Annotated in this window: 7 protein-coding genes; 3 read left to right on the forward strand and 4 right to left on the reverse strand. The window is 68.8% G+C overall.

Annotated features, from left to right (window positions below):
- The first annotated feature begins 188 nt into the window (after positions 1-188).
- From pcaF to E1H18_RS01665, 3 genes are read left to right on the forward strand one after another with little or no spacing between them, the layout of a single operon-like run.
- Positions 189-1,388 carry a 3-oxoadipyl-CoA thiolase gene (pcaF, locus tag E1H18_RS01655; RefSeq protein WP_172263059.1) on the forward strand — a complete coding sequence of 400 codons (1,200 nt, stop codon included), beginning with the start codon at positions 189-191 and terminating at the stop codon, positions 1,386-1,388.
- On the forward strand, positions 1,340-2,542 hold the full coding sequence (locus E1H18_RS01660; RefSeq protein ID WP_370526389.1) for an acyl-CoA dehydrogenase family protein: 1,203 nt from the start codon (positions 1,340-1,342) through the stop codon (positions 2,540-2,542). Before pcaF ends, E1H18_RS01660 begins: the two co-directional genes overlap by 49 nt.
- Positions 2,542-3,282 (forward strand): hypothetical protein, encoded by a 741-nt coding sequence (locus tag E1H18_RS01665; RefSeq protein WP_172263063.1) that lies wholly within the window; start codon positions 2,542-2,544, stop codon positions 3,280-3,282. The genes E1H18_RS01660 and E1H18_RS01665 overlap by 1 nt, the downstream gene beginning before the upstream one ends.
- Positions 3,283-3,432: 150 nt before the next feature.
- Here E1H18_RS01665 and E1H18_RS01670 read toward each other — a convergent pair whose 3' ends face one another.
- The 4 genes from E1H18_RS01670 to E1H18_RS01685 form a co-directional block, all read right to left on the reverse strand.
- Positions 3,433-5,826 (reverse strand): FkbM family methyltransferase, encoded by a 2,394-nt coding sequence (locus E1H18_RS01670; RefSeq protein WP_172263065.1) that lies wholly within the window; start codon positions 5,824-5,826, stop codon positions 3,433-3,435.
- Positions 5,823-7,838 (reverse strand): N-acetylglucosamine transferase, encoded by a 2,016-nt coding sequence (locus E1H18_RS01675; RefSeq protein WP_172263067.1) that lies wholly within the window; start codon positions 7,836-7,838, stop codon positions 5,823-5,825. The genes E1H18_RS01670 and E1H18_RS01675 overlap by 4 nt, the downstream gene beginning before the upstream one ends.
- Positions 7,839-7,986: 148 nt before the next feature.
- A complete protein-coding gene (locus E1H18_RS01680) occupies positions 7,987-15,390 on the reverse strand; it encodes an ice nucleation protein (RefSeq protein ID WP_172263069.1) in 7,404 nt (2,467 codons plus the stop codon).
- Positions 15,391-15,757: 367 nt separating this feature from the next.
- Positions 15,758-18,076 carry a glycoside hydrolase family 3 N-terminal domain-containing protein gene (locus E1H18_RS01685; protein WP_172263071.1) on the reverse strand — a complete coding sequence of 773 codons (2,319 nt, stop codon included), beginning with the start codon at positions 18,074-18,076 and terminating at the stop codon, positions 15,758-15,760.
- Positions 18,077-18,129 lie beyond the last annotated feature (53 nt).

Raw genomic sequence — 18,129 nt, forward strand, 5'->3', positions numbered from 1 at the left:
CGAAGGCGGGGATCCAAGCTGACTTTCCAGATGTGGCGCCGCCTCGAACCTTCTTCAGGCGCAGCTTGGGTCCCCGCCTTCGCGGGGAAACTCGGATTGGGGTGGTCCGGCTCCCATCAGAAACCGGTTGAGGCCGACCTCCCGCGACTCTAACGTTTGTTTGAGTGCGAAGACGGGAGAGCCTCGGGATGACGACCGCCTATCTGTGTGACGGGATCCGCACGCCGTTCGGGCGCTACGGCGGAGCGCTGGCCAAGGTCCGCGCCGACGACCTGGCCGCCATCCCGCTGAAGGCCCTTGCCGCCCGCAACGCCGGCCTGGACCTGGCCGCCATCGACGAGGTGGTGCTGGGCAGCGCCAACCAGGCCGGCGAGGACAACCGCAACGTCGCCCGCATGGGCCTGTTGCTGGCGGGCTATCCGGTCAGCGTGCCCGGCGTCACCGTAAACCGCCTGTGCGCCTCGGGCCTGGAAGCCGTCGGCTACGCCGCCCGCGCCATCCTGTCGGGCCACAACGATCTGGTGATCGCCGGCGGCGTCGAGAGCATGAGCCGCGCCCCGTTCGTGATGGGCAAGGCCGACAGCGCCTTCTCGCGCAACGCCGAGATCTTCGACACCACCATCGGCTGGCGCTTCATCAACCCGGCCATGCGGAAGCTGTACGGCGTCGACAGCATGCCCGAGACGGCCGAGAACGTCGCCGCCGACTATGGGGTGAACCGCGCGGACCAGGACGCCTTCGCCCTGCGCAGCCAGCAGCGGGCGGCGGCCGCTCAGGCCAACGGTTTCCTGGCCGGCGAGATCACCCCGGTCGAGATCCCCGGCCGAAGCGGCCCGACCATCGTCGACAGCGACGAGCATCCGCGCGAAACGACGATCGAGGCCCTGGCCAAGCTGAAGCCTATCGTCCGCGAGGGCGGCACGGTGACGGCCGGCAACGCCTCGGGCGTCAATGACGGCGCGGTGGCCCTGATCGTCGCCTCGGAGGATGCCGTGAAGCGCCACGGCCTGACGCCCCGCGCCCGCATCACCGGCTACGCCACCGCCGGCGTCGAGCCGCGCGTCATGGGCATCGGCCCTGTCCCGGCCGTCCAGAAGCTGCTGGCCAAGACCGGTCTGGCCATCGGCGACTTCGACACGGTCGAGCTGAACGAGGCCTTCGCCGCCCAGGGGCTGGCGGTGCTGCGTCAGCTGGGCCTGCCCGACGATGGGGCGCACGTGAACGCCAACGGCGGCGCTATCGCCCTGGGCCATCCGCTGGGCGCATCCGGCGCCCGGCTGGTGCTGACGGCGCTGCGCCAGCTGGAAGCCACCGGCGGCAAGCGCGGCCTCGCCACCCTGTGCATCGGCGTCGGCCAGGGCGCGGCGCTGGCCTTCGAGCGCGTCTAGTGGACGCCGAACTGATCGAGGCCTTGCGCAGCACGGTTCGCGCCCTGTGCCGCGACTTCCCGCCGGCCTACTGGCGCGGCCTGGATCGCGAGAAGGCCTATCCGACCGACTTCGTGGCGGCCATGACCAAGGCCGGCCTGCTGGGCGTGCTGATCCCGGAAGCGTACGGCGGCGGCGGCCTGGGACTCGCCGCGGCGGCGACGATCCTGGAGGAGGTCCACGCCAGCGGCGGCAACGCCGCGGCCCTGCACGCCCAGATGTACACCATGGGCACGGTGCTGCGGCACGGCTCGCAGACGCAGAAGGACCTGTGGTTGCCGAAGATCGCCGACGGCTCGATCCGCTTGCAGGCGTTCGGCGTCACCGAGCCCACGGCCGGCACCGACACCACCTCGATCTCGACCTTCGCCCGCCGCGAAGGGGATACGTATGTCATCAACGGTCAGAAGGTCTGGACCAGCCGGGCCGAGCATTCCGACCTGATGGTGCTGCTGGCCCGCACCACGCCCAAGGACCAGGTGCCCCGCAAAGCTGAGGGCTTGTCGGTGTTCCTGGTCGATATGCGCGCGGCCAAGGGGAACGGCCTGACGATCAAGCCGATCGCCACCATGCTGAACCACGCCACCACCGAGATCTTCTTCGACAATCTGGTCATCCCCGCCGACAGCCTGATCGGCGAGGCGGGCAAGGGCTTCCGCTACATTCTCGACGGCATGAACGCCGAGCGGATCCTGATCGGGGCCGAGTGCCTGGGCGATGCGGCCTGGCTGATCGGCAAGGCCCGCGACTACGCCAACGGCCGCGTCGTGTTCGGCCGGCCGATCGGCCAGAACCAGGGCGTGCAGTTCCCGATCGCCCGCGCCTACGCCCAGACCCACGCCGCGCGCCTGACCGTCTATGACGCCGCCGCCCGCTATGACGCCGGGCTGCCGTGCGGCGAGCAGGCCAATATCGGCAAGATGCTGGCCTCGGAGGCCTCGTGGGCGGCGGCCGACATGTGCCTGCAGACCCACGGCGGCTTCGGCTTCGCCGAGGAGTACGACATCGAGCGCAAGTTCCGTGAGACGCGCCTCTATCAGGTGGCCCCGATCTCGACGAACCTTATCCTGGCCTATGTCGCCGAGCACGTGCTCGGCCTGCCGCGGTCGTACTGATGATCCTGGCGGCCAGCGACCTGGCGCGGCTGGCGGCGGTGCTTGATCGTGCCGAGACGCCGACGGAGGTCCCGCCCGCCTGGCACTGGGCGTGCCTGGCCAAGCCCGTGCGGCGCGCCGACCTAGGTCCCGATGGTCATCCCCTGCGCGATCCGTCCTTGCCGCCTCGGCGGATGTTCGCGGCGGCGGACCTTCGGTTTACAAAACCGCTGCACGCGGGCCTCGAGACCGAGCTCGTCGAGACCGTCGCCGCCGTTGAGGAGAAGGCCGGGAGCAGCGGCCCTCTGACCTTCGTCACTCTGGACCGAATGTTCAGCCAAGCCGGCGAAGTCTGCGTCACCGAGCGCCAGACGATCGTCTACACCGCCGCCCCGCCCGCGCCGCGCACGCCGGACGGGCCCTCGCCCGTGGCCGACTGGAGTGTCGAGACCCCTACTGGCCCGGTGCTGCTGGCGGCCTTCTCGGCGGCGACGTCCAACACGCACAGGATCCACTACGATCAGGCCTATGCGACGGGGGTCGAGGGCTATCCGGGCCTGGTGGTCCATGGGCCGCTGATCGCGCTGTTGCTCCTGGAAGCGATGCCCAAGCGTCCGCTGAAGCGCTTCAGCTTCCGAGCGCTGAAGCCGGCCTTCGCGGGGGAAACCATCGCGGCGCAGGGCCGCTGGGTCGAAAGCGGCGCGGAGCTGTGGGCGACCTGCGACAACGCGGTGCTGATGAAAGCGCGCGCCGAGTTCTGAAAACTCTCCTCCCCCTTTTGGGGGAGGGGGACCGCCGAACGGCGGTGGAGGGGCCAGCGCCGCCTAAGCCGTACAAGCCGCCTCCGTCTCGCCGCGCTTCGCGGCGATCCACCTCCCCCAGTCGGGGGAGGAGAGATTATTTGCCCGCCGTCACCCCTCCAGCGTCGACATATCGAACCCGTGATACAGCGACAGGAACCGGAACGGGTGGCCGGGGACATACGCGTCGAACATCACGTTGTTGATGTCGCTCTCGGTGTCGAAGGTCCCGATCCTGGCGTCCGGCGCGTGCAAGGCCAGGTGATGGCGAGCCAGGTTCAGAGCCACCTGATCGATCCAGCGCGTAACCGTCTCGCGCGACAGCCGCTCGTCCAGATAGGCCCGCAGCCAGCGCAGCAGGATCGCCGTCGCGTCCGTCGGCCGAGCCAGCAGCAGGTTGGCGGTGATGCGCGAGCCGGCCTGCACATTGCGTTCGTTCTCGTTGATCACGAGATCGGCGTCGGCCCATTGGTCCAGCAAGTCGGCCACCCCGCGTTGCAGCAGCAGGTCGATGTCGGAGACGAACACCGGCCGCTGGAGCAGGTCCAGCAGCGCGCCCAGGCGCTGGAAGCGCACCGACTGGTAGTGAGCGACCGGGATGTCGATAAGGCCTTTGGGCGGCGCCTCGTAGCACTTGGTGGTCACCGAGGCGGCGTCGAAGGCGTCGCCGGTGAAGATCACCCGCGGATCGTCGATCCCCACCGCCGCCACGGCCTCGGCTAGGCGATCGGCGCCGCCGATGACGTGAATGACCACCAGGAAGGGCGCGTCGGAATACTTGATCACCGACAGCGCCAGCAGGCGGGCATAGAGCTCGACATAGCGCAGGTCGGCGGCGGCGAAGAACACCACCTGGGCGCCCTGCCCGTCGGCATGGACCTGCAGGCCAGCCGCGTCGAGGATCTGGCCGTCGCCGGTCATGAAGGTCTGCGGACCGTCGTCGCGAGCGACCGGGGTCGGCGCGTCGATGGCGGCGCCGGACATCGCCTCGGTCACCACGCGATAGTGGATCACCCAGTCGGTCCAGTCGGCGTCGGGCGCCTCGACCTTCAGGGCCAGGGCTTCGGACAGCAGGGCCTCAAACAGCGCCAGACGCTCTGGCGTCATCGGCTGGCACAGGATCAGGCTGGCTGCGTCGTGGTAATATTTCAGCCGGCCCAGCGGATGCAGGCCGCTGTGCAGGTCGCGTGCGGTGGCGACCGCCTGGGCCAGCCCGCTGTCGATGTCGGCAGGAGTCTCGGCGTCGGACGGCGGCGCATCGCTGGATACGCCCTCGTAGAAGCGGCCCAACATGGCCAGGGCCTGCTCACGGGGCGGCAAGGCCCCCTCCCCGCCGACGATCTCGAAAGCCAGCCCGCCGCGCCAGCCGACCTGCAGTTCGAACCGCTCCGGCGCCTGGGACCAGACGGCCTCGCCGGGGAAGGTCAGGTGCTCGATCAGCGGCGTCTTGGGCGCCAGGGCGAGAACGGCGCTGGCATGGTCTGCGGCCCAACGGTGATGGGCGTAGCCGCGATGCGCCCCCTCGGGCTTGAGCGCTTCCAGATAGCGCGAGGGCGTCGTGATCCAGCCGGCCTGCGCGATCAGCGGAAGGCGCTCCAGCAGCACCGACGGCCGCGCCAGGGTCTGCAGCACATGCGGCGCGACGCAGTAGTCGAAGCGGCCATGGCGGGCGACTTGGGCCAGGATAGCGCGATAGCTGTCAGGGTCCGAGAGGTCGCCCCCCAGGACCGCGTCAGACAGGTCCGCCGGCCAGCCCGCGGGTCCGCCGTCCAGCAGCAGCACGCGGAAGTCCGGGCTCTGGGCCTTGCGGTCGCGCAGGTGGGCGACGAGGCCGGAAAGGTCGTTCAGCGCCGTCAGCCTGCCAAACTGCGAGGGCCGCGCCGTGCGCCGACGGAACAGCAGGTCCATCTGCAGCAAGCCGCCGTCCTGCACGCCACGCAGGCGGTGGAAGTCGGTGACGTCGACAGGGACGAAGCCCAAGGCCGCCAGTTGGGCGAACACCGCCTCGGCCGGGGCCGCGCCGGCGTTGTAGTTCACCAGCGAGATCTCGATCAGGATGTAGTCGGCCTGGCGCAGCACGGCCTCGCCGCCGCGCAAGACGTCCAGTTCGGAGCCTTGAGTGTCGATCTTGACGAAGTCGAAGCGGCGGCCCGGAAACAGGTCGTCGAGACGCGCCTTGCGCACCGGCTGGCGGATCGTCACCTCGTCGCGGAAGAAGTCGGTGTTCTCGCGATAGAGCGATGTGCCGGTCGACTGCAGCCATTCCTTGGTCAGGAACAGCTCGGCCTCCCCGTTCTCGTCCGAGGCGGCGGCCATGTGGCGCTCGAACGGCAGCTTGGCCAGCGCCTCCTCGCAGAACGGATTGGGCTCGACCATCGTCGGGGCGCAATCGGGGAACGCCTGGACGAAGGCGGCCGAAAAACTGCCGACATGGGCGCCGACGTCCAGCAGGGTGCGCGGCGCATAGCCGTCGAACTTCAGCGCCTCCAGCTGCTGGCGGTTCATTGACCACCGTCCCAGAGGCGACCGTCGGCGGGCAGCGCCTTGAGCGCATGGCGGCGGGCCAGTTCGTGACGATAGAGGCCGTCCAGATCGGGCTCGGCCTGCATCTCGCGATGGTCCTGATCCAGGGCCAGGCCGATCTCCATATAGACCGGCAGATTGGTCAGGTTCGGACGCGGCCGCTGGCCGGCCTGATACTCGGCGATCATCTCGCCGTAGAGCGCTTCCAGCTTGCCGGCCAGCAGGTCCATGTCGAACAGCACGCAGGTGTCGCGGTTGGCCGCCAGTGTCGCACGCAGGGCGTCGGCCTTGCCGCGATCGGCGCCGATCTCGACGGCCTTCTCGACATAGGCCTCGCCGCTGTCGACCACCAGTTCGGGCAGGCCGGCGGCGGAGACCAGGCTGCCGCAGACGCGCGAGGCGAAGCTGCGGCCCGGCCACGTCAGGACCGGCACGGCCATCCACAACGCGTCAGAGGCCGTGGTATGGGCGCCGTACGGGGTGGTGTCCAGGAACAGGTCCGCCAGGCGATAGCGCGCCAGGTGATAGGCGTTCTGCATCTTCGGGGCGAAGACCAGGCGCATGCGATCGACGCCGCGAGCCTCGGCGGAGTCGCGCAGGCGGGCGTTGGTCTCGGGCGTACTGTCCAACAGCCACAGCACCGAGCCCGGTGTGCGCTTCAGGATCTCCATCCAGCGGTCGAAGACGTGCGGCGTGATCTTCTGCGTGCCGTTGAAGCAGCAGAACACGAAGCCGTCCTCGGGCAGGCCGGCCTCGGCGCGGGTCGGGTGCTCGTCGGCCACCTTCCGGCGGCGGTCATTGGGCTGGTAGCAGGGAAGGCGCCGCACGGCTTCGGAGTAGTAGTGCTCCATCTCCGGCGGGATCACCGCGGGATCGCCGATGATGTAGTGGTGGTAGTCGCTGCCCATGGTGCCGGGATAGCCCAGCCAGTTGACGAGGATCGGCGCCGGTCGGCGGGCGAAGACCGAAGTGCGGGCGTCGCGCGTGTGGCCGTTGACGTCCACCAGGATGTCGATGCCGTCATCGACGATGCGCTGGGCCGCTTCGTCGTCGGACATCGGACGGATGTCGGTGAAATGCTCGGCGGCGGCGCGGATACGGGTGTTGAGGCCGTCGCTGGATTCCTGACCGCAGTAATAGGCGAAGACCTCGACCTTGGACTTGTCGTGCACCTCGAACAGCTCGGCCATCAGATAGCCGACGGCGTGGTCGCGCAGATCCGACGAGATGTAGCCGATGCGCGGGCGGCGGCCGGCCAGATCAATGGGGGCGTCGCGGCGATCGGTGCGGATCTGCTCGGCGGTGACCTTGGCCTCGCGCTCGCTGAACCGATTGGCGGCGCCCAACTGCAGCAAGGCGTCGTCGGTATAGGCGGCCACCGACAGCGGATTGACGCCTGACAGCAGGGTCTCGCGGCTGAGGCGTTCGCCGGGCAGGACGGCCGGCCACTTGCACTGCGACAGGCGCGTGGCGACCAGCTGGCCGATCACGTCCATGGCGTGGGGATCGAGATCGGCGGCGCGCTGCAGGGCCAGCTCGGCGCGCGAGGGCTGCTGCATCTCGCCCAGCACGCGGGCGATCTGCTTGAGGCAGGTGAAGGCGTAGCTGACGCCCATGCCGTTCATCACCGCCGGCCGATTGGCGCCCGTCTCCCAGGTGGCGATGGCCAGTTCGTGCAGGCCCAGGCGTTCCTGCAGGCCGCCCAGATTGACATAGGCCGGCAGGAAGTCGGCGTTCAGCGCGATCGCTGCCTCCAAGGACGCCACCGCCGCGACGTTGTCGCCCAGACCTGACTGCAGGACCGCGCGGTTGAAGTGCGCCACGCACAGCTGTGGGTGATCGGGGTGGAAGCGGATCCAGATGTTGTAGGCCTGGTCGGCCAAGGCGGGCTTGTCGCCCTGCCCCAGCTGGATCGCCAGGGCGATCGCGTCGCCCAGCGGACAGGCGTCCGCGGTCAGGGTGCTGATGAGGTCCAGCGTATCGACGTCGGCCATGATCTTCCCGGAGACAAAAAGCGGTGGGCGTCCGCACGCGCAACCTGCGTGCGACTCGGCCGAGCGCGATCATGCCATGGCGGGATAACGTCGACCAATGGCCGAGCCGGATCCGCCGCCCACGCTATGCGCGGGCGGCGGTGATTTCCTAGATGACCGACACGTAGGCGGCGACCTGATCCGGATCCAGGCTCTGCACCTGGGCGGTGGTCAGGGCGGAGGCCTGGGTGCTGGTCAGCGCCTTGATGTTGGTGGTCGTCAGGTGGTCCAGCTGCGTGGTCGACAGGCCCGAGAGCTGCGAGGGCTGCAACTGGCCGATCTGCGTCGTCGTCAGGGCGCCGATGACCGTAGTGGTCAGCTGGCCCAGCTGGCTGGTGGTCAGGGTTCCCACCTGGGTCGCCGTCAGCTCGCCGAGATCGGTCTGCGAGAGCCCGCGGACCTGAGAGGCGGTCAGGCCACGAACCTGGGTCGCGTTCAGACCGGCCGACTGGGTGCTGGTCAGGGCCGAGATGTTGGTCGCCGACAGCGCCGACAGCTGGCTGACGGCCAGGGCTCCGATGTGGGTCGCGTTCAGCTCGCCAACGTCGGTGGTCGACATCGCGGTCAGTTGGCCGGTGGTCAGACCCTTGATCTGCGTGGCGCTCAGCGCGCCGACCTGGGTGGCGTTCAGAGCCGCGAACGCCGTGGTCGACATCGCGCTGATCTGGGTGCTGGCCAGGCCGCCCACCTGAGTGGTGCTCAGCTGCGCCGCCTGGGTCGTGGCCAAGGCGGCGATCTGCGCCGTGGTCAGGGCCCCGACCTGCGTGCTGGTCAGCTCGCCGATGTCGGTGGTCGACAGGCTCTTCACCTGGTCGAGCGTCAGGCCCTTGACCTGGCTGGTAGTCAGCGAGGCCATCTGGGTGGCGTCGAAGCCCGAGATCTTGGTCGACAGCGCGCCCAGCTGGGCGGTGCTGAGGATGCCGATCTGGGTCGTCGTGAACTCGCCGACATCCGTGGCCGACAGACCCGACAGCTGGCTGTTGGTCAGGCCCTTGATCTGGGTCGCGTTCAGGGCGCCCATCTGGGTGCTGGTCAGCGCCGACAGCTGGGTCGTGGCCAAGGCACCGATCTGGGCGACCGACAGCGAACCGATCTGCGTGGCGTTCAGCTCGCCGATGTCGGTCGTCGTCAGGCCCTTCAGCTGATTGGCCGTCAGACCCTTCAGCTGGGTGGCGCTCAGCTCGCCGACCTGCGTGCTGCTCAGGCTGGAGAAGCCGGTCGAGGTCATCGCGCCCAGCTGGGTCGAGGACAGCGCGCCGACCTGGGTCGTGGCCAGGGCCGCGACGTTGGTGGTGGTCAGGCCAGCCATCTGGACGTTCGACAGACCCTTCAGTTGGGTCGTGGTGAGCGCGCCCAGCTGGGTGGCGTTCAGCTGCGAGAAGTTGGTCGACGAGATCACGCCCAGCTGGGTCGAGCTGAGGCCGCCGATCTGAGTGGTCGACAGCTGCTGCACCTGGGTTCCGGCCAGGGCGCCGACCTGGGCCAGCGACAGGGCGCCGACCTGGGTCGAGGTCAGCTCGCCGACATCGGTCGTCGACAGACCGGCCAGCTGGCTGGCGCTCAGCGCCTGCACCTGGGTGTTGGCCAGAGCCCCCACCTGCGTGCTGGTCAGGGCCGAGACCTGGGTGGAGGCCAGGCTCTTCAGCTGTTCGGCGGTCAAGGCCTGGATCTGGGTCGTCGCGAACTCGGTGATGTCGGTGCTCGACAGCCCCTTCAGTTGCGAGCTGGTCAGGGCCTTCATCTGGGTCGCGTTGAAGGCGCCGACCTGGGTCGAGCTCAGCGCCGACAGGCCGGTGGTGGTGAGCGCGGCGATCTGCGGAGCCGACAGCGCGCCGAGCTGGGTGGTCCCCAGCTGGCTCACGCCGGTGGTCGTCAGGCCTGCCAGCTGCGAGTTGGTGATGCTCTTCACCTGGGTCGCGTTCAGCGCGCCCATCTGCGTCGAGCTCATCGCCGACAGGGCCGAAGGCGTCAGGGCGGCGAGCTGAGTGCCCGCCAGAGCGCCGACCTGGGTCGAGGTCAGTTCGCCGACATCGGTCGTCGACAGGGCGCCCATGTGCAGGGTCGTCAGGCCCTTCAGCTGGGTCGCGGTCAGGGCGCCGACCTGGGTGCTGTTCAGAGCCCCGAACGCGGTGGTCGACAGCGAGCCCAGCTGGGTGGCGCTGAGGCCGCCGATCTGGGTGGTCGACAGCTGACCGGCCTGGGTCGTGGCCAGAGCCTTGATCTGGGAGGCCGCCAGGGCCCCGACCTGCGTCGAGCTCAGGTCGCCGATGTCCGTGGTCGACAGACCCTGGACCTGGGTGATGGTCAAGGCCGCGATCTGGGCGTTGGTCAGGGACGCGCTCTGGGTGCTGTTCAGCGCCGAGATGTTCGTCGCCGACAGGTTCTTGACCTGATCGACCGACAGGGCCGCCACCTGGGTCGCCGTGAGCTCGCCGATGTCGGTCGTGCTCAGGTTCTTCACGTGGTCGGCGGTCAGGCCCTTGATCTGGCTGGTCGTCAGCGCGCCCATCTGGGTCGAGGTCAGCGCCGACAGGCCGGTGGTCGTCAGCGCGCCCACTTGCTGGGTCGTCAGCGCCGCAACCTGGGTCGAGGTCAGCTCACCGATGTCGGTGGTGGTCAGACCCTTGACCTGCGAAGCGGTCAGACCCGCGATCTGGGTGGTGGCCAGGGCCGCCACCTGGGTGCTGTTCAGCGCCGAGAAGGCGGTTCCGAGCGCGCCGACCTGGGTCGAAGCCAGGGCGCCGACCTGGGTGGTGGTCAGGGCGCCGATATTGGTGGTCGACAGATCCTTCAGCTGATCGGCCTTCAGGGCCTTGATCTGCGCGCCGCTCAGCGCCTCGACCTGCGTGGTGCTCAGCTGGTTGAGGCTGGTCGTCGACAGCACGCCGACCTGCGACGCCGTGAGGCCGCCGATCTGGGTGGTCGTCAGGCCCTGGACCTGAGTGGCCACCAGGGTGCCGATCTGGATGTTCGACAGCGCGCCGACCTGGGTGGCGGTCAGTTCGCCGATGTCGGTGGTCGTCATACCCTTCAGCTGGGATGCGGTCAGCGACTGGATCTGGCTGTTGCTCAGCGCATTCACCTGGGTCGTCGACATCGCCGAGATGCCGGTCGCCGACAGGCTCTTCAGCTGCTCGGCGCTCAGGGCCGAGATCTGGGTCGTGGCCAGCTCACCGATGTCGGTGGTGGTCAGGCCCGCCAACTGCGAGGTGGTGACGCTCTTGATCTGGGTGGTGGTCAGCGCCGCCACCTGGGTCGAGGCCAGAGCCGAGAAGCCGGTCGCCGTCAGGGCGGCCAGCTGGCTGGGCGCCAGAGCCTGGATCTGGGTCGTTGTGAACTCGGTGACGTCGGTCGACGTCAGACCCTTCAGCTGGGCGATGGTGACGCCCTTGATCTGAGTGGTGCTCAGCGCCGCGACCTGAGTGCCGGTCAGGCCCGAGAAGCCGGTCGCCGTCATCGCACCCAGCTGGGTCGCCGCCAGGGCGGCGATCTGGGTGGTCGTGAACTCGCCCGCGTCAGTGGCCGACAGCGCGCCCATTTGCAGGGTGGTCAGGCCCTTCAGTTGCGTCGCGCTCAGCGCCTGGACCTGGGTGGTGTCGAAGGCGGCGAACTTGGTCGTGCCCAGCGCGCCCAGCTGGCTGGAGCTGAGCCCCTTCATCTGGGTGGAGGTCAGTTCGTCGACGTTCAGCGCCGTGATCTGGCCGACCGACAGGGCGCCGATCTGGGTCTCCGACAGGTCGCCGACGTCGGTCGTGCTCAGGCCGGCGATCTGGGTGTTGGTCAGACCCTTGATCTGGGTGGCCGTCAGCGCCGCCGTCTGGGTGCTGGTCAGCGCCGAGATGTTCGTCGCCGACAGGTTCTTGATCTGGTCGGCCGACAGCGCGCCGACCTGCGTGGCCGACAGCTCACCGATGTCGGTGGTCGACAGGCTCTTCATCACGTCGTTCGACAGACCCTTGATCTGGGTCGCGGTCAGACCGCCGACCTGGGTGCTGTTCAGCGCCGAGAAGTTGGTGGTCGACAGCGCGCCCAGCTGGGCGGTCGACAGCGCGCCGACCTGCGTGGAGGTCAGCTCGCCGATATCGGTGGTGGAGAGACCCTTTAGCTGCGAGGCGGTCACGCCTGCGATCTGGGTGGCGCTCAGCGCGCCGACCTGGGTGCTGGTCAGGGCCGAGAAGTTGGACGCGCCGAGGGCGGCGACCTGGGTCGTGGCCAGGGCGCTGACCTGGGTCGTCGCCAAGGCCGAGGCCTGGGTGGTGACGAGAGCGCCCATCTGGTTGGCGGTCAGGCCCTTCAGCTGGGTGGTGCTCAGCGCGCCCAGTTGCGTGCCGTTCAGCTGCGAGATGTTGCCGGTCGTGATCGCGCTGATCTGCGAGGCGCTGAGGCCGCCGATCTGCGTGGTCGACAGGTTCTGGACCTGGGTCGTGGCCAGGGCGCCGATCTGGGCGGCCGACAGAGCCCCCACCTGAGTGGCGGTCAGCTCACCGATGTCGGTGGTGCCCAACCCCTTCAGCTGGGAGGTGGTCAGGGCCTGAACCTGGGTGTTGGTCAGGGCGCCGACCTGGGTGGCGTTCAGGGCCGACAGGTTGGTGACCGTCAGGCTCTTCAGTTGGTCGGCTGTCAAGGCCGCGACCTGGGTCGTCGCCAGCTCGCCCATGTCGGTGGCGTTCAGGCTGCCCAGCTGGGCGTTGGTCAGGCTCCGGATCTGGGTCGTGCTCAACGCGCCCATCTGGGTGCTGTTCATGCCCGAAAAGGCCGTCGGCGTCAGGGCGTTCAGCTGCGCGGTCGAGAGCGCGCCGAGCTGGGTCGACGACAGGTCGTTCAGGTCGGTGGCCGACAAGCCCTTCACCTGAGCGACCGACAGGCCCTTGATCTGCGAGGTCGTCAGAGCCGCGCTCTGGGTGGCGTTCAGGCCCGACAGCGCGGTGGGCGTCAGGGCGCTGACCTGGGTTGCGGCCAGGGCGCCGATCTGGGTGGCGGTCAGCTCGCCGACGTCGGTGGCCGACAGGCCCGACAGCTGGCTGGCGGTCAGACCCTTGACCTGGGTCGTGCTGAGCGAACCCACCTGCGTGCCGTCCAGGGCCGCGAAGTTGGTCGGCGACAGCGCGCCCACCTGCGAGGCGCTCAGGCCCTGCAGCTGGGTGGTCGTCAGGGCCTTCAGGCCGGTCTGGTTCAGCGCGCCGATCTGGGCGTTCGACAGGGCGCCCAGCTGGGTCCCGGTCAGTTCCTGCACGTCGGTGGACGACAGGCCCGACAGCTGCGTGTTCGTCAGCCCCTTGACCTGGGTCGCCGTCAGAGCGCCGGTCTGGGTGGCGTTGAGCGCCGAGATGTTGGTGACCGACAGGTTCTTGATCTGGTCGGCCGTCAGGGCGCCGACCTGCGTCGTCGTCAGCTCACCCACGTCTGTGGTGCTGAGACCCTTGATCTGGTCGGCGGTCAGACCCCTGATCTGGCTGGTCGTCAGGGCGCCGGTCTGGGTCGAGGTCAGGGCCGAGACCTGGGTCGCGGCCAGCGCGCCCATCTGGGCCGGCGTCAGGGCCGAGACCTGGGTGGTGGTCAGCTCGCCCATGTCCGTCGCGGTCAGGGCCTTCAGCTGGTTGGCGGTCAGGCCCTTGATCTGGTCGGTCGACAGCGCGCCCACCTGGGTGCTGTTCAGGGCCGCGAAGTTGGTCGAGCCCATGCCGGCCAGCTGGCTGGCCGACAGCGCGCCGAGTTGGGTGGTGGCCAGATTGCCGACGCTGGTGGTGCTCAGACCGGCCAGTTGGCTGGTGCTCAGGCCCTTGACCTGGGTGGTCGTCAGAGCGCCGACCTGGGTCGAGTTCAGCTGGTTCAGGTTCGTCGACGACAGCGCCGCGACCTGGCTGGAGGTCAGGCCGCCGACCTGGGTCGTCGACAGCTGCTGAACCTGGGTCGTGACCAGCGCCGCGACCTGGGCCGTGGTCAGGCGGCCGACCTGGGTCTCGCTCAGTTCGCCGATATCGGTGGTCGACAGGCCCTTGATCTGGGTCGCCGTCAGCGCCGCCATCTGCGAGTTCGACAGCGCACCCATCTGGGTGCTGTTCAGGGCCGAGAGGTTGGTGACCGACAGGTTCTTGACCTGATCGGCCGTCAGGGCGCCGACCTGCGTCGTGCTCAGCTCGCCGATGTCGGTGGTCGACAGGCCCGACACCTGGGCGTTCGTCAGCCCCCGGATCTGGGTCGTCGTCAGGGCGCCGACCTGGGTGCTGGTCAGGGCCGAAACCTGGGTGCCCGCCAGGGCGGACATCTGGGCGGCCTGCAGACCGGCGACCTGGGTGGTGGTCAGCTCGCCCATGTCCGTTGCGGACAGAGCCTTCAGCTGGTTGGCGGTCACACCCTTCATCTGGGTCGCGTCCAGCGCCCCGACCTGAGTGGTGTTCAGCGCCGAGAACGCCGTCGTGGTCATGGCGCTGATCTGGCTGGCGCTCAGGCCGCCGACCTGCGTCGCCGTCAGCTCGCCGACGTCCGTCGAGGACATGGCGGTGATCTGCGCATTGGTCAGGCCCTTGACCTGGGTGGCGCTCAGGGCGCCGACCTGGGTGCTGTTCAGGGCCGTGAAGTTGGTCGTGCCGAGGGCCGCCAGCTGCGTCGTCGCCATCGCCGACACCTGGGTGGTGGCGAGGCCCGCGACCTGGGTCGTGCCCATGGCGCCGACCTGGGCGACGCTCAGAGCGCCGACCTGCGTGGTCGAGAGCTGAGCGACATCCGTGGAGGTCAGAGCCTTGATCTGGCTGGCCGTCACGCCCTTGATCTGGGTCGCGGTCAGGGCTTCGGTCTGGGTCTGGCTCAGGGCCGAGAAAGCTTCAGGCGTCAGGGCACCGATCTGGGCGGCCGAGAACACGCCGAGCTGGGCGGCGGAAAGCTCGCCAACGTCCGTCGTCGACAGGCCCTTCACCTGGCTGGCGCTGAGACCCTTGATCTGGGTGTCGGTCAGGCCGCCCATCTGGGTGGCGTTGAGGGCCGAGAAGTTGGTGGCGCTGAGCGCGGCGAGACGATCGCTGGCCAGGGCGCCGACCTGGGTCGCCGTGAACTCGCCCATGTCGGCGGCCGACAGGCCCTTCAGCTGGGACGCCGTGACGCCCTTGATCTGGGTGGCGCTGAGCGCTCCCACCTGGGTCCCGGTCAGGGCGGAGAAGTTGGTGGCCGACAGCACCGCGACCTGGGTGGCCGCAAGGGCCGACATGCGCGAGGTGTCGAGCGAAGCCAGCTGGGTCGAGGTAAGGGCCGAGACCTGCTGGGTGGAGAGCGTCGTAAGCTGGGTGACGTTGAAGCCCACCGAAGCGGCGAACTTCGGGATCTGGGTCGTGGTGAGCGCCTTGACCTGGGTTGTGCTGAGCGCCTCGACCTGGGTGTTGGCGAGCGCACCAATCCCCGTCGCGCTGAGGGCCGCGACCTGCGCGCCGCTCAGCGACTGGATATCAGTCGTGCTGAGACCCTGAATGGCCGTGACCGTCAGGGCAGAAATCTGCGCGGTCGAAAGGCTCGAGATCGCCATTACATCCATCCTGCTTTTGGGCGCGCCCTTACACGTACCCGAGCATCGGAGACGCCCCCCAAACGCAGGCTCCCCAACTACGCCAAACTATGGCCCGATTCCGGTAACCGTATTTCCTTTCCAACTCCTTTCAACATGCCATACCGCCGCAGATAAACCATACGCCGACACACACCCTTAAGGTGAAACCCGAATTAGGGATCATGGCGCAATCCCTTTGATTGTAAGGCTTAGAGGCGCGTGCGACGGCGCGTCGCATGCCGCCCTCGAATGGTCTGACGACTTACCCAAAGCCTAACAACGGCCCGATACGCACAGCCTTATCCACAGGCCGAGCCACCTCGGCGTCAACACACCCGATTCGGGTTCAGGGTCGGCTACTCGCCATAAGCTCGAAACTGGCGCTCAGGCCGTCGACCGCCGAATTGGCGATCCACAGATCGAACATGCCCGGCTCCGCCAGCCAGCGGTCGCCGTCGCCCACGAACATCAGGTTCTCGCGCTTCAGCTCGAAACGCACCTCGCGCTCGGCGCCGGGGGCCAGCGACACGCGGTGGAAGCCTTTCAGCTCACGCACCGGCCGGGTGCGGCTGGCCACGCGGTCACGGATGTAGAGCTGCACGACGTGGTCGCCATGGACCGTCCCCTCGTTGCGCACCTTGGCGGTGATCCGCAGCGCCTCGTTCCAGCCCAGCTTGTCGGTCGACAGCTTCACATCCGAAACCGAGAAACGCGTGTAGCTGAGGCCAAAGCCGAACGGATACAGCGCCTCGTTGCGGATTGAGCGCCAGCGGGCCTTGTACTCCTGGGCGTTGGGATCGGTCGACGCCGGGCGACCCGTGGTGCGGCTGTTATAGAAGAACGGCTCCTGACCGCTCTCGATCGGGAAGCTGATGGGCAGGCGGCCAGACGGATTGACGACGCCGAACAGCACGTCGGCGACGGCGTTGCCCATCTCGCTGCCCAGGAACCAGGTGGCCAGGATCGCAGGGGCGTCGCGGACAACCCCTTCCAGAGCGATGGCGCGGCCGTGGCGCAGCAGGACGACGACCGGCTTGCCGGTCGCGGCGATCGCCTCGGCCAGGCGCTGCTGCACAGGCGGGATGCGGATGTCGGTGCGCGACTTGGCCTCGCCGGTCATGTCCTGGCTCTCGCCCACGGCCAGCAGGACGATGTCGGCGGCCTGCGCGGCCGCCACGGCGCGCTCGAAGCCGCCGGCGATGGTGGTCTCGACCTCGCAGCCGTGCTCGACGATCAGGCTGGCCGGATCAGCCAGCTGGGCGCGGACGCCCGTCGCCAGGTCGACATTGAGATTGCGGTCGGCGAAGAACCCGCCCCAGGCGCCCAGCACGTTGTCGCGGTCGTCGGCGAACGGACCGATCAGGGCCAGGCGCTTTCCGGCCTTGGGCAGCGGCAACAGATTGCGCTCGTTCTTCAGCAGCACGATCGAGCGGGCGCCAGACTCGCGGCTCAGGGCGCGCAGGGCCGGGGTTGCGGTGCGGATCGCCTCGGCCTTGGGGTCCAGCGAGCGATAGGGATCGTCGAAGAGGCCGATCGCCTCCTTCAGCGCCAGCACCCGGCGCACCGAGGCGTCGACCACCGCCATCGGCACCGCGCCCGAGGTCACCAGCTCGGGCAGGTAGCGGATGTAGAGGCCGCTCTGCATGCTGACGTCCAGTCCGGCCAGGATGGACAGGCGCGCGGCGTCGCGGTCGTCGGCGGCAAAGCCGTGGGCCACCAGCTCCTGGTCGGACGTGTAGTCGGAGATGACCACGCCCTTGAAGCCCCACTCCTCGCGCAGGATGCCGGTCAGCAGAGGCTTGTTGGCCGTGGCCGGAACGCCGTTGATGTCGTTGAAGGCCGTCATCACCGTCAGGGCGCCGGCGTCGAACGAGGCCTGGAAAGGCGGCAGGTGCACCTCGCGCAGGGTCGCCTCGGAGAGCTCGACCGAATTGTACTCCATGCCGGCCGCCACCGCGCCGTAGGCGGCGAAGTGCTTGGGCGTGGCCAGCATGCTGTCGTCGGCCTTCAGGTCCCGCCCCTGGAAGCCGCGCACCCGGGCGGCGGCCATGACCTCGCCCAGGAACGTGTCCTCCCCCGCCCCTTCGGCGACGCGGCCCCAGCGCTGGTCGCGGGCGACGTCGACCATCGGCGCGAAGGTCCAGTGCAGGCCCGAGGCGGTGGCCTCGCTGGCGGCGGCGCGGGCCGTGCGCTCGGCCAGGTGCGGGTCGAAGCTGGCGGACTCGCCCAGCGGGATCGGGAACACGGTGCGGAAGCCGTGCACCACGTCGGCGGCGAACAGCAGCGGGATCTTCAGGCGCGAGCCTTCGACCGCAGCCTTCTGGGTTTCAAAAGCGGCCTGGGCGCCGACGCCGTTGAACAGGATGCCGACCCGGCCAGCCTTGACCTCGGCGATCACGGTCTCGGCGTTGCGGACATTGACCACCGGGTTCATGTCGGCGATCGGCGGCCGAACCATGTCGGCGAAGCACGACAGCTGGCCGGCCTTTTCCTCGAGGGTCATCTGGGCCAGCAGGCGCTCGACCCGATCCGAGGCGCCCCCCGAAGTGAGATTGGCGAAGGCGCGCGGGGCGGTCACGGCCAGGCCCGTCAGGGCGGCGGCGCCAGACAGGAAGGCCCGACGGCTCGCTCCGGAAGGAGCGCCGTTCGACGTCTTCAGACCCATGGAAATCCCCCGGACGCTTACGAGGCGCGCAAACTCGCCGCTAAAGCGTCGGG

This window comes from Caulobacter sp. RHG1, from assembly GCF_013181195.1.
Lineage (GTDB): Bacteria > Pseudomonadota > Alphaproteobacteria > Caulobacterales > Caulobacteraceae > Caulobacter.